Source organism: Winogradskyella sp. PE311 (assembly GCF_046545555.1).
Classification (GTDB): Bacteria; Bacteroidota; Bacteroidia; order Flavobacteriales; family Flavobacteriaceae; genus Winogradskyella.
In genome coordinates this window covers 245,880-259,085 of the sequence record NZ_JBHZTH010000001.1, presented here as the reverse complement: position 1 = coordinate 259,085, position 13,206 = coordinate 245,880, and the positions used below count along the sequence as shown (strand labels likewise).

Below are 13,206 nucleotides of genomic sequence, written 5' to 3'. Positions count from 1 at the left end.
AATAATTAGAAAAATGAAAAATACAGCAATAACTAAAGATGTACAAAGTGCAATGACACCAAAGAGTGTATTAGAAGATTTATTAGATGGAAATAATCGTTTCGTAGGAGGTAATACGCAATCTACTGATAATTCTGCCTTGGTAAATCTAACTACAGGAGGGCAATATCCTAAAGCAGTAGTTCTATCGTGTATAGATTCTAGAGTTCCTGTTGAAACTGTTTTAGACCAAGCTATTGGAGACATATTTGTAGCTAGAGTTGCTGGTAATTTTGAAAATGTAGATATTCTTGGAAGTTTAGAATACTCTTGTAATGTTGCCGGAAGTAAGTTAATACTTGTTTTGGGTCATGAGAGTTGTGGTGCAGTAAAAGCAGCTTGTGATGGTGTAGAATTAGGAAATATTACTGCAATGTTAGACAATATTATGCCAGCTGTTAGAAAATCTGCAGACGAAGTTGAAGGCGAAGCAAATTCTACAAATAAAGCCTTTGTCGCTAAAACCGTAGAAAATAATGTAAAATTGACTATTGATCGAATTAGAGAGAAAAGTCAAATTTTAGCTGAGATGGAAGATAATGGAGAAATATCTATTGTTGGTGGTGTTTATAGTTTGCACACTGGTAAAGTAGAGATGATATAATAATCACGAATTATATATCTAAAAGCCATTCAACATTGAGTGGCTTTTTTATGCTTCAGATTCGGGTTTTTCTTCTACTTCGCTTTTTATTAAATTAGGGAAAATCATAGGTGCTAATGATTTTACAGGTTCATAAAGTATGCTTTCCTCTAGATCTTCTTTTTCCATAAAAGGAAGCGTATTATTCAATTTATTGAAAACAATTAAAAGTACACTTAAAATTAAACCGATTTTTAGTGCTCCAAATACACCACCAGCGAGCTTGTTGAGAATGCCTAATGCGGCAAAATCGGCGAGTTTCGTTAGGGCTTTTCCTGCTAAACTGATAGCTAAAACAATAATTATAAATGTTATTGCGAATGCGACAATATTAATTGTTTTTTCATTCCAGTCGACGTTAGATTCTAGAAGTCCTGTAGCGAAATAGCTAAAATGTATTGCTCCGTACACTCCTAAAACTAAAGCGACTAAAGATGCAACTTCTACAAAAAGACCTTTCATGGCTCCTCTAATAAGCCCAAATAATAATAGTGCTCCTAAAACAATGTCAATGATACTCATAATACTAGCGGTTTAGACAAATATAAATTAACTTTGCCAATTCTATAACGCAGTTAGTGTTAGATAAATTATGGCAAGAGACGAACAATTAAAAGAGCGATGGGATTTAGTGGTAGAAAAACTGTCTAATCAGTTCGCAGACGGTGATCGATTAGATTTGGATTCTATTATATATCTCATTGGTGTTCAAGAGCTTGGGCAGTTACATCGTGAGTATAAAAAAGATCATAAGCTCGATTTAATGCATATTGCTATTTGTAAGGTATTAGAGCCTTATGGGTTTTATGAGTTTGATTATGTAGATGAAGAAGGTTGGCCACATTACAAAGTATTAGCGCAATTACCTCATCTTAAGGCTGGTGAGCAGAGTGTATTGATGAAAGAAGCCATTGTTAACTATTTTATAGAAACTGATTATATCAGTTAAGATTTTATAAATTTGTAGACTAAATCAACGAAGAGATTCTGAAATAAATTCAGCATATAATGATAGATAAGATTAAAGAACTCATTGCAGAAACAGAAGCCTTTACGGCACAATCTAAGGAGGAAGTAGAAGCATTTAGAATAAAATATTTAGGTTCTAAAGGTTTATTAAAAGACTATTTTGCTGAGTTTAAAAATGTAGCAAATGATCAAAAAAAGGAATTTGGACAAACGATAAATCAGCTAAAGAAAACAGCTGAAGATAAAGTGAATACACTTAAAGAAGTCTTTGAAAATCAAGAAGAAGATAAAGGTATTTATGGTGATTTATCACGACCTGGTGAGCCAATTGGTTTGGGAGCACGCCATCCTATTTCTATAGTTAAAAATGAAATTATTGATATCTTTTCTCGTATTGGTTTTAACGTAAGTGAAGGCCCAGAAATTGAAGATGACTGGCATAATTTTACAGCATTAAACCTGCCAGAATATCATCCAGCAAGAGACATGCAGGATACATTCTTTATTCAAACAAATCCAGACATTTTATTACGTACACATACGAGTTCTGTACAAGTACGTTATATGGAAAATAATAAACCTCCAATCCGTACCATTTCTCCAGGTCGTGTATACAGAAATGAAGCTATTTCAGCGCGTTCGCATTGCTTCTTTCACCAAGTAGAAGGTTTGTATATAGATAAAGATGTAAGCTTTGCAGATTTAAAGCAAACGTTGCAATACTTTACAACAGAAATGTTTGGTAAATCTAAGATTAGATTGCGTCCTTCATACTTTCCTTTTACGGAGCCTAGCGCTGAAGTCGATGTATATTGGGGACTGGAAACCGAAACCGATTACAAAATTACTAAAGGTACAGGTTGGTTAGAAATCATGGGTTGTGGTATGGTAGATCCAAATGTATTAGAAAATTGCGGAATTGATTCTAAAGAATACTCTGGTTTTGCCTTTGGTATGGGAATCGATCGTATTGCTATGCTGCTTAATCAAATTAGTGATATTCGTTTGTTGAGTGAGAATGATGTTAGGTTTTTAGAGCAGTTTAAAAGCGCACTTTAATTTGTGATTTTTAACAAAGAAACCTAGGCAAATTCTAATCAAACACCCTCGATTTTATGGGAGCTGTCTTTGAGAACTCATTTACATCAATTACATATAGATTTGGTGAAGCAGTAGATGAATAATCAGTAAACGTATAACCTCCTAATAAATATAGTTTATTTTGGTGGTAGTGTATTTTAGGACTTTTGATACTTAAATTAATGTAGTACGATTCTAAAGCTTTGGTAATAGTATTGTAAAGCAGTAACTTGTCTTTATCAAATATATATACCATATGTTTATGGATAGTTAATGCAGGACTTTGCATTTTAGTAAATAAATTACCTTCATTTTTCCAGACACCAGTTTTAAGATCATAAGATTCAATTGTATTTAAGAGTGAGCCATCATGTCCTCCAAAAAGATATATTTTATTTTCTATAATTACTCCTTGAGTTTCTTTAGCAGTTTTCATTTTTGGTAATTCATACCAATTTCCAGAAGTAATATTAAAAATATGTGAAGCATCAGAATATACTTTTTTTCCATTCTTTCTTTGTTTAATAGAGCCTCCCATAACAACTATATTATCCTTATAAGTCATAGATGCAAAATTTGCTGCTTGATGAGGATTGGTATGATCTAAAGTAATTTCATTTGAGCCCATTTTTAAAACCTCAATTTTTTCATCTAAGTATTCATATCTCCCTATGTTTGATAAGCGTTTCCCACCTAAAACATAAAGTTCATTTCCATAAGAATTAACATTATGATTTGTGCGTTTTCTAAATTTAGTTTCAGAAATAGACCATACGTTTTTTTCGATATCATAAATCTGTAATAGATCACTATAGGACTCTCTGCTAAAGTCTCTACTCCCTTGTCTGATAAACCATGCAAATGATGGCATTTGCATTCTACCAACTTCTATAAGTGCTTTTTTAGAAGGGTCCTCTTCATAGGAAGAATTACCAGCAATTACATAAATCTGATTGCCAACTAATTGAGAGTCAAAAGCAAAAACACCAGACTTTAGAGAAGCTAGTTTTTTATATCCTATTTCATCCTTTAACGCTTCGGATGCATTAACAATAACTTCATTAAGTTGTTCAAGTTTTTTTGAAAGTTTAATTGTATTCTTTTTTCTTCTGAATTTGGCAATCGTCATCTTTTTTGTGTGATACCCTATTCTTGAAAATTGAATGATCTCGTTTTTACCCACTTTAATCCTAGGTGTAAACTTAAATTTTCCGTTACTATCTGAAGCTGTTCCACTCTTATTTTTCTCAAAAAAAACAGAAACATTTTCAATAGGTTCTTTTGTTTTAGAATCTATTACTTTTCCAGATATACTCTGAGAAATCACAAATTGCGAAACAAGAAGAAATAATAAAATTGTGGTTCTCATAGAGTAAAGCTATGTTAATAACAAATAGCTTTACTAAGTTCGACTTTTTTAGTGAGACAATAAAAATCTTAACTTAATGTTTTAGTTTTGTTAACATGAAAAAAGATATTGTAATTCCAGAGGTTAAAGACGTTTATATCGCAGTGGTACAAGAAGAACACCCTGAATATAAAACTCAAGATTGGAATGCTTATATTATAAACAACAGTGATTTAGATTTAGAAACGGTTCTTATCGTTTCTCAAGGTTATAACGACAAAAAAATGACACCTCCGATGCGGCATACCATTTCCATGTTACCAGCTAGAAGTTATGCTAAGATTGAGTATTTGCAAGAGAAGGTTTTAGCGTTAAATAATGAGTTTAAAGTAATCTTTTTTGGAGGCAATAAAATGTTTGATAAGTCCTATGTATTTAGAAAAAATACGATTAACATAAATGCTTTACAAAGCATACCTTTAATGCAGTTAATGGGAATTTTAGTTAAGTAATTACTTTATGGACGATTTAAAAAAAGAATTAGACAAACTAACCGAGAGCCCAATATTTTCTAAAACTTTTAGAAAGAAAAAATTTGTAATTTACCTTATACGTACGGCAATAGCTGCGATAATAATATATTATTTATGGGATTATGAATGGATAAAATGGGTGTTATACTTTTATATACCTTTAAATCTACTTTCCCTAGTATCTATCTTTGGCTGGAATATTTTTTTAAATAAAAGAATACAAAAGTCTCAAGAAAAACTAGATGAGCTTATGAATTCATTTGATGAGGAAGAGTAAATATTAGTCTAATTTATCCGTTAATTTTTTAAAAACTTTTTTAGCGTCTTTTCCTTCATACAAAATAGAATAAACAGCATTGATTATTGGTAATTGGGTTTTCTTTTTATTCTTTTCATTGAGTAAATGTGCACTTTTTGTTGCATAATAACCTTCTGCTATCATATTCATTTCCATTTGTGCAGATTTTACGGTATACCCTTTACCAATCATATTACCAAACATTCTGTTTCTAGAAAATACGGAGTAACCAGTAACCAATAAGTCTCCTAAATAGGCTGAATTATTAATGTTTCGTTTCATTTTATGCATCTTTTTAATAAAACGTTTCATTTCTCTAATCGCATTGCTCATCAGTACACTTTGAAAGTTATCTCCATAACCTAAGCCATGAGCTATACCTGCTGCAATAGCGTAAATATTTTTTAACATAACTGCATATTCAACTCCAATGATATCATCACTTATTTTTGTTTTTATATAATCGCTAGACAAATTCTTTGCAATTGCTTTCGCTTTTTCTGCATCAGCACAAGAAATTGTTAAATAAGATAATCGCTCTAAAGCTACTTCTTCTGCATGGCAGGGACCAGCAATAACCGCAATATTTTCAAATGGTATATTATATCTATCGTGGAAGTGTTCACCAACTAATAATCCTGTCTCTGGTATGATACCTTTAACAGCAGAAACTATAGTCTTAGTATTGATGGCTATATTCAGTTTTTCTAATTCAGAATGCATAAAGGCAGACGGAATTACAAAAATGAGTACATCAGCCCAACTAGCCATTTCATTAATATCATTGCTGAGTTTTAATTGCTCGGTATGAAATTCAACCGAACTCAAATAACTTGGGTTATGCTTTTCATTAAGTATATGGTCTTTTGCAGCAACACTTCGCATATACCAGCCCACTTCATCTAAATTTTCACAAAGCATTTTCACAATGGCAGTAGCCCAGCTTCCGGCTCCAAACACGGCATATTTTGTGGTATCACTCATAGATTTGATGTCAATTTTATATTCAAAAATAAGGAAAGTTTAATTGAATGACTAATGTCTTACAGCGCTTGTCTAAGTGTCTTAATAACTAATAAAATAAGGCTTCTACAGTCTAAACCTGATACTGAAGAAATAGTTTAAAACAACTTTGGCACGCGTTTTGAAATTAACATACTAATAACCCTAAAACTGTTAGATTATGAGGACATTAAAATTACTATTCGTATTTGCACTAAGTGCAACGTTGTTAACTTCTTGTTATGTAGAGGAGCAAAACTTAATTGATAATGGACAGCCAATTTCTTTAAATCAGTTATTAAATAGCTACGACTTATGGTATGTAGATATAAATAGCACTCAGGGCTTTGGTGAAACGCCGTTTATGCAAATTGCATTTACGCTCACTTTTGATAATGGACGCTTATACGCTAATAACAATTTAGTAGGCTTTGGTAACCAAGGAAATGGTTATGGAGTGCAAATAGGTACTTACGATGCTTATGATATGGTCTTGGATGTAGATCACGTTATTGATGGGTTTGATAGTTTTGATGTCTATCAAATAGATAGTAACACCATCGAATTATATAATCCATTTAATGATACATCTTACTTTTTAGATGGATACCAAAGAGCAACGTTCGATTACGATTTTATTTTCTATGATAACATTCATTATTTCTTACAAGAGTATGATGCATGGGAAAAAGTATATACAAGTGACTTTGGAGCTTTAAATGAGTTTGATGAAGAAAATTATTTACAGTTTTTATCTGGTGGAAACGACTCAACGTTTAGAAGTTCTCAAGATATAAACCCAAGTAATACAAATAACATTTTTTGGGATTATACAGGTGTTTATGGAGTAGGAGATGTAACAGGAAATACCTTTCTAAAAACATTAACATTAGATTATGATTTCTTTGACAATGAATTCTTTGAACTCAGCGTTATTAATGACGGAACTATAGAGTTGTTCCATGCAAGTTCTGGTACAGTTTATGAATTTGAAGGACGTGGTTACATCGCTTATTTAAGAAGTTCTGATACACAAGGTAAGATTGAAGTAAATGAGGACAAACCTAAAAAGCGAAAGCAAAAATCTCCAAGGGTAGATAATCCTAGAGAGAATAAAAGAAACATACGAAGCTAAATTTTGGTTGGTTATTTAGTTTCAAAACGCTCAGCTAAAGCACTTGCTTTACTGAGCGTTTTTCTAATTTACAACCCTTTTAACACAACCTTTAAATCTTCATAGTCATAGGGTTTAGCCATAATAATTTTAGAGCTACTTAATAAAAAATACATAGGTGTTGCAGCAACACCATAAGTTTTTACAATGGCATTATCCCATTTGCCTAAACCAATAACATGCGTAAAATTGGGATAGTTTTTTATTTCTTTTGTCCAGTTTATAGCATCATCTTCTAAGCCATAAGCAACAACCTTAAGATTAGGTTTATTAGCTATTAATTCTTTTACTTTTGGCAATTCATTGAGGCAATGTCCGCAACCACTACTCCAAAAAATGAGCAAGTAATGCTCTGCACCCTCTAATCCATAAAGGTTTGTTTTTTTGTCCTTAAGAGGAATATCAAAATTGGGTGCTTTTGTGCCAACAGACGTATTTTTGTAAGATGTAATAGTTTCTGCTAAAACTTTATTTTCGGTTTTATTTGCCAATTCTAGTAAGTATTTTTCTGTAATATAGTTTGCTAAATCATGATTTTCTATACTTACAAAGCGTTGCCATAAAATTTCTAAAAGACTTGTTTTAATACCTAAGTTGTTGTTATTAATTGTTGCAGCAACATCATCTACATGCTGTTTATAGACTAAATTACTTGGGTTTTCTACAATATTAAATACATAAGCCGTAACACGATCTACCAAAAATGAAGAGCTTTGTAGTAAGTAATTGCTAAAATCTATCTGACTTAGGTATTGCTTTTTTAAGTTTTTAGAATACATGCCAATATCTTCATATTTTAAAGGGACATGAGGTCTATTCGCTGTAATAAATGCGGATACTAATTTGCCATTTGCAGACTCTTCATAAGCCAATTGTGTATCTTTTAATACTTTAAAGATAGAATTAAAACCTTCTTTATCAACAGTTTCTTTAGAGTAGTAATTACTGATGGTTTGGTTAACCATATCCATGCTTTTCAGATAAGAATTCCAAAGTTTATTTTCTTCGGATTCTGTAAATTCGACACCTTTCTCATAGCTAAAATTAAAAGCTACAGTCTCTTTACCATCGTATATAAAATCGAAGTTGTTTTCTTCGGGAGGAACAGCATATACAATTTTATAAATACCAGGTGTTACAGTTGAGTCTAGTTTAATCTCAAAATTACCGTCTTTATCCAATTCACCTCTATTTACATAATCTGCACCTTGTGGAGACGCTTTGTATAAAAATGCGTAGGAGAATTCTTCAGCAGGCGAAAATGTACCTTTTACACTTTGTCCAATTGTTAATAATGGTAGTAAGAAAAATATAAAAATGAGTTTTTTCATAGTAGTTGTTTTACAAGCAGTAACGCTTCAATAATTAAGCCATTATTTAGTTTTTGATCGTATGCTTTCAATAACGACAGTTGCTAAAATTAAAGCACCTCCAACAAATGTATGTATTGTTGGTATTTCATTCAAGAAAAAGTATGCAATAATAATTCCGAAAACAGGTTGTGCACTACCAATGATACTGGCTGTACTTGCTTTAAAGTATTTTAAACTATTTACAAACATCGTATGACCAATAGCTGTTGTTAATAACGCTAGTAAGATTACATATGGATATTGTGTTGTAATGTTAGAAGAATCCATAAAATATAATACAGGTGCTAAAATAATAGCAACGATGAGTACTTGATAAAACATAAGCATTGTTCCATTATAATTGGCGGCATGTCCTTTTAAAATCAGAATTCTTAGCGCATAGCATAATGCAGAAAGTAACCCGAATAAAACACCTTGTAGCTGGCTGCTTTCTAAATTAAAGTTTGGTGCTAAAATATAAATACCAATGAGTACCATTATACCCAGAAGAATATGGACTGGGTCGAGTTTTGTTTTAGAAAATAAAGGTTCTAAAAGGGCTATCATAACAGGAAAGGTAAATACAGAAAGCATACCAATAGCGACGTTAGATAACTTTAAAGCGTAAAAATAAGAGACCCAGTGTCCTCCCATAAATAGAGCAGCTACAAAAAACGTCCAACGATCTTTCTTATTTATTTTTAGATTAATGCCTTTATAGATACAAAATAGTAAAAGAAAAAGACCGGCTAAAGCAGCACGCCACCAGATAATAACAGGAGGTGCCATATCTATGAATTTGCCTAAAGCACCAGAAGTACTAATAAACAAGGTCGCTACAGTGAGCAGAAATATATTATTTAGATGACTCTTTTCACTCATTTCATGTCGGATAATGCTATAAGTGCCTGTTGTGTAGATGTTATATTTTCGAATGTAATAAGGAGTCGTAGCCCATTTCTGGTCTTCTTCTCTTTCATTTTACATTTATGTGCATTTTGCTGAACAAATTGTAACACCTTAGAGAAGTTATCAGTTTGGTAAAATGCGCTTTGCTGATCTTGAATAAAATATCCAATGAGCTTGCCTTGCTTCATAATGAGTTTTTCAATACCCATTTTTGTAGCAATCCACTTTAGTTTTACACTATCCAATAAATCTGAAACTTGAGATGGAAGTTCACCAAAACGATCAATAATTTCAGTTTCAAACTTGGCTAGTTCTTCTTCAGTTTTTATAGCGTTGAGCTTGGTGTAAAGATTTAAACGCTCTGTAATATTATTTACAAAATCATCTGGGAATAATAATTCGAAATCGGTGTCTATCGTAACATCTTTTACATAGGTCCTTGGCTTGCCATCATCTTTGTATAAATCAGAGAATTCAGTTTCTTTGAGCTCCTCAATTGCTTCATTTAATATTTTTTGATACGTATCGAAACCAATGTCATTAATGAACCCACTTTGTTCTCCGCCTAGAAGGTCGCCTGCGCCACGAATTTCTAAATCCTTCATCGCAATATTAAAACCACTGCCTAATTCTGTAAATTGCTCTAAGGCTGTAATACGTTTACGCGCATCAGTGGTCATTGCAGAGTACTCTGGTGTAATAAAATAACAGAATGCTTTTTTGTTACTTCGCCCAACACGACCACGCATTTGGTGTAAGTCACTTAAACCAAAATTGTTAGCGTTGTTAATAAAAATAGTATTGGCATTAGGTACATCCAATCCACTTTCTACTATGGTGGTACTAACTAAAACATCAAATTCACCATCCATAAAAGATAGCATTAAGTCTTCGAGTTTTTTTCCATCTAATCTACCATGACCAATACCAATTTTGGCATCTGGCACTAAACGTTGTATCATGCCAGCAACTTCCTTAATATTCTCAATGCGGTTATGAATAAAGAACACTTGTCCACCACGCTGAATTTCATAACTCACGGCATCTCTAATCGTTTCTTCTGCAAAACGTATGACACGACTTTCAATAGGATAACGGTTTGGTGGAGCTGTAGTGATAACTGATAGATCTCTTGCAGCCATTAAACTAAACTGAAGTGTTCTTGGTATCGGAGTTGCTGTTAAGGTTAATACATCAACGTTTTCTTTTATAGTTTTAAGGCGTTCTTTTACAGCAACACCAAATTTTTGTTCTTCATCAACAATGAGAAGGCCTAAATCTTTAAATTTTACATTTTTATTTGCAAGTTGGTGTGTACCTATAATAATATCTACACTCCCTTTTTCAAGACCTTCTAGAGTTAGGCGTTTTTCTTTTGCAGTCCTAAATCGGTTCACATAATCTACAGTTACCGGGAAATCTTTGAGGCGTTCTTTAAACGTCCTAGAATGTTGGTATGCTAAAATAGTAGTTGGTACTAAAACAGCAACTTGCTTTCCATTATCTACAGCTTTAAAGGCAGCTCTGATAGCAACCTCAGTTTTGCCAAAACCTACATCACCACAAATTAAACGATCCATTGGGCGTTCACTTTCCATATCTGTTTTAATATCTGCTGTAGAGCTTATTTGATCTGGTGTGTCTTCATATACAAATGAGGCTTCTAACTCATGTTGCATATGACTGTCTGGCGCATATTGAAATCCTTTTTTTAGTTTACGTTTTGCGTAAAGCTTAATTAGGTTAAATGCAATTTCTTTAACACGAGATTTGGTCTTTTGTTTTAGTGTTTTCCATGCCTTACTACCAAGTTTGTATATCGTTGGTGGTTTGCCATCTTTACCATTAAACTTAGTAATTTTATGTAATGAGTGAATGCTTAGATATAAAATATCACGTTCTCCATAGACTAATTTTATGGCTTCTTGTTTTTTGCCTTCAACATCTATTTTTTGCAGGCCACCAAACTTTCCAATACCATGATCTATGTGTGTAACATAATCGCCAATTTCTAAATTAGTAAGCTCTTTTAGAGTAATGGCTTGTTTTTTTGCATAGCCATTTTTAAGATGAAATTTATGATAACGGTCAAAAATCTGATGATCGGTGTAAACAGCAATATTATGGGCTGCATCTATAAAGCCTTGGTATAATGAGAGCACTACGGTTTTGTAATGTACATTTTGCTCAGCATCATCGAAAATATCATGAAATCGTTTAGCTTGTTGTTCGCTTACACAGGCTATATAATTAGTAATACCTTGAGTATGGTTGTCGTTTAGATTTTCAATAAGTAAATTAAACTGCTTGTTAAAAGTTGGCTGAGGTTTGGTAGAAAAACTAATCTTCTCTTTACTCATTAAAATATTAGTACCAAACTCAACTAAACTATAGTCTAAAAATTGACGTTTTAATAATTCGGAGTTACAGAATAATTGATCTGGAGATGCATGTTTTATCTCGTTAGATAGTTTACTAAACGCCTCTTCTGCTTTGCCATAAAAATCATCGATTCTAGAAAATATGAGCGATGTATTTTTAGCAAATACAACTGTTTTTGATGAAATGTATTTTAGGAAACTTTCGCGTTGTTCTGCTATTAATTTATTCGCAACATTTGGTATTATACTTACTTTTTTAATACGTTCGGTAGAGAGTTGTGTTTCTACATCAAAAGTTCGAATACTATCCACTTCGTCTCCAAAAAATTCAATTCTATAAGGTTCATCATACGAAAATGAAAACACATCAATAATGCCTCCTCTTACTGAAAATTCTCCAGGTTCGGTTACAAAATCGACACGCTTAAATTTATATTCAAATAATACTTCGTTTACAAAGTCGATGCTCAATTCATTGCCAACAGAAATTTTAAGTGTATTTTTTTCGAGTTCCTTTTTTGTGACCACTTTTTCAAAAAGAGCGTCAGGATAGGTAACGATAATACAAGGTTTTTTTCTTGAATTGATTCGATTTAAAACTTCAGCCCTTAGAAGTACATTTGCATTGTTAGTTTCCTCTATTTGGTATGGTCGTCTATAACTTCCAGGGTAAAATAAAACATCTTTATCATTTATAAGTTGTTCTAAATCATTGAGGTAATAAGCAGCCTCTTCTTTGTCATCAAAAACTACTAAAAATGGTTTTTCAGCAGTTTTAAAAACCTCAGCAACCACTATAGAAAAGGCTGATCCAACAAGACCTTTTAATTGGGTTTTTATTTGAGGTTGGGCAATAGATTTTTTCAGATTTTGCAATGGCAAAGTCTGTAAATAGGTTTGTGCGATGAAGGCTTTACTCAAGTTCCTTTATTTGAAGGTGCAAATATAAAATTTTTGAAGCTTTGTTTATGATAAATACTACGAATAGAATTATATTTGCTAACCTATTAAATAATGGACAATTAAAATAAACAATATGTCAATTTCAGATTTATTCGAAAGCGGATTTAAAAAGCGTAATGAAGATCATTTTGCTGCTATAGTTAGAGTAGCAATGAGTGATGGTATTATTAATGATGCCGAAAAGCAATTTTTAGATCGTTTAGCTACGCGCCTTGATATTACAGAAAGCGAATACAAAGAGATATTAAAAGATTATAAAACACACCCAATTAATCCACCAACATCTTACGATATACGTTTAGAGCGTCTATATGATTTAGCACGTATGGTTTGGGCAGATCATATTGAGGGTCCTAACCAATTTGGTTTATTAGAAAAACTAGCAGTAGGTTTAGGTTTTAATCAAGATAATGTAAAGTACATTGCAGATAAAGCGTTAACCTTAGTGCATTACGAAGTAGATTTAGATGAATTTACTGAGAAAATGAAAAAAATGAATCAGTAATAGATTCTTA

At 32.3% G+C, this 13,206-nt stretch carries 13 protein-coding genes; 7 read left to right on the top strand and 6 right to left on the bottom strand.

Annotation, left to right across the window (positions count from 1 at the left end; genetic code table 11):
• Positions 1 to 13 precede the first annotated feature (13 nt).
• Complete coding sequence (locus ACFWU4_RS01060) at positions 14 to 643, top strand: carbonic anhydrase family protein (RefSeq protein ID WP_411124000.1); 630 nt, start codon at positions 14 to 16, stop codon at positions 641 to 643.
• 48 nt (positions 644 to 691) lie between these two features.
• Here the strand turns inward: ACFWU4_RS01060 and ACFWU4_RS01055 are convergent, their stop codons facing one another.
• A complete protein-coding gene (locus ACFWU4_RS01055) occupies positions 692 to 1,204 on the bottom strand; it encodes a CvpA family protein (protein ID WP_411123998.1) in 513 nt (170 codons plus the stop codon).
• Between the two features lie 70 nt (positions 1,205 to 1,274).
• Here ACFWU4_RS01055 and ACFWU4_RS01050 point away from each other — a divergent pair, with 70 nt between their 5' ends.
• On the top strand, positions 1,275 to 1,631 hold the full coding sequence (locus tag ACFWU4_RS01050) for a hypothetical protein (RefSeq protein ID WP_411123996.1): 357 nt from the start codon (positions 1,275 to 1,277) through the stop codon (positions 1,629 to 1,631).
• Positions 1,632 to 1,690: 59 nt separating this feature from the next.
• Positions 1,691 to 2,710, top strand: coding sequence for a phenylalanine--tRNA ligase subunit alpha (pheS, locus tag ACFWU4_RS01045; protein WP_411123994.1), 1,020 nt, complete (start codon positions 1,691 to 1,693; stop codon positions 2,708 to 2,710).
• A 34-nt stretch (positions 2,711 to 2,744) separates the two neighbouring features.
• Here pheS and ACFWU4_RS01040 read toward each other — a convergent pair whose 3' ends face one another.
• Entirely contained in the window at positions 2,745 to 4,100 is a 1,356-nt protein-coding gene (locus ACFWU4_RS01040) for a carboxypeptidase-like regulatory domain-containing protein (protein WP_411123992.1), read from the bottom strand.
• A gap of 95 nt (positions 4,101 to 4,195) precedes the next feature.
• Here ACFWU4_RS01040 and ACFWU4_RS01035 point away from each other — a divergent pair, with 95 nt between their 5' ends.
• Positions 4,196 to 4,591 carry a hypothetical protein gene (locus ACFWU4_RS01035; RefSeq protein WP_411123990.1) on the top strand — a complete coding sequence of 132 codons (396 nt, stop codon included), beginning with the start codon at positions 4,196 to 4,198 and terminating at the stop codon, positions 4,589 to 4,591.
• Between the two features lie 7 nt (positions 4,592 to 4,598).
• Positions 4,599 to 4,889 (top strand): hypothetical protein, encoded by a 291-nt coding sequence (locus ACFWU4_RS01030; RefSeq protein ID WP_411123988.1) that lies wholly within the window; start codon positions 4,599 to 4,601, stop codon positions 4,887 to 4,889.
• A gap of 3 nt (positions 4,890 to 4,892) precedes the next feature.
• Here ACFWU4_RS01030 and ACFWU4_RS01025 read toward each other — a convergent pair whose 3' ends face one another.
• Positions 4,893 to 5,894 carry an NAD(P)H-dependent glycerol-3-phosphate dehydrogenase gene (locus tag ACFWU4_RS01025; protein ID WP_411123986.1) on the bottom strand — a complete coding sequence of 334 codons (1,002 nt, stop codon included), beginning with the start codon at positions 5,892 to 5,894 and terminating at the stop codon, positions 4,893 to 4,895.
• A 199-nt stretch (positions 5,895 to 6,093) separates the two neighbouring features.
• On the opposite strand from ACFWU4_RS01025, the gene ACFWU4_RS01020 reads away from it, so the two are divergent.
• On the top strand, positions 6,094 to 7,047 hold the full coding sequence (locus ACFWU4_RS01020) for a nicotinic acid mononucleotide adenyltransferase (protein ID WP_411123984.1): 954 nt from the start codon (positions 6,094 to 6,096) through the stop codon (positions 7,045 to 7,047).
• Positions 7,048 to 7,115: 68 nt separating this feature from the next.
• On the opposite strand, the gene ACFWU4_RS01015 is transcribed toward ACFWU4_RS01020, so the two are convergent.
• The 3 genes from ACFWU4_RS01015 to mfd are packed head-to-tail and all read right to left on the bottom strand — an operon-like array spanning position 7,116 to position 12,649.
• Positions 7,116 to 8,417, bottom strand: coding sequence for a TlpA family protein disulfide reductase (locus ACFWU4_RS01015; protein ID WP_411123982.1), 1,302 nt, complete (start codon positions 8,415 to 8,417; stop codon positions 7,116 to 7,118).
• A 42-nt stretch (positions 8,418 to 8,459) separates the two neighbouring features.
• Positions 8,460 to 9,320, bottom strand: a complete 861-nt coding sequence (locus ACFWU4_RS01010) for a DMT family transporter (RefSeq protein WP_411123980.1) — start codon at positions 9,318 to 9,320, stop codon at positions 8,460 to 8,462.
• Positions 9,317 to 12,649 carry a transcription-repair coupling factor gene (gene mfd / locus ACFWU4_RS01005; RefSeq protein ID WP_411123978.1) on the bottom strand — a complete coding sequence of 1,111 codons (3,333 nt, stop codon included), beginning with the start codon at positions 12,647 to 12,649 and terminating at the stop codon, positions 9,317 to 9,319. Before mfd ends, ACFWU4_RS01010 begins: the two co-directional genes overlap by 4 nt.
• A 115-nt stretch (positions 12,650 to 12,764) precedes the next feature.
• Between mfd and ACFWU4_RS01000 the strand changes: the two genes are divergently transcribed.
• Positions 12,765 to 13,196 carry a TerB family tellurite resistance protein gene (locus ACFWU4_RS01000; protein ID WP_411123976.1) on the top strand — a complete coding sequence of 144 codons (432 nt, stop codon included), beginning with the start codon at positions 12,765 to 12,767 and terminating at the stop codon, positions 13,194 to 13,196.
• Positions 13,197 to 13,206: the final 10 nt, after the last annotated feature.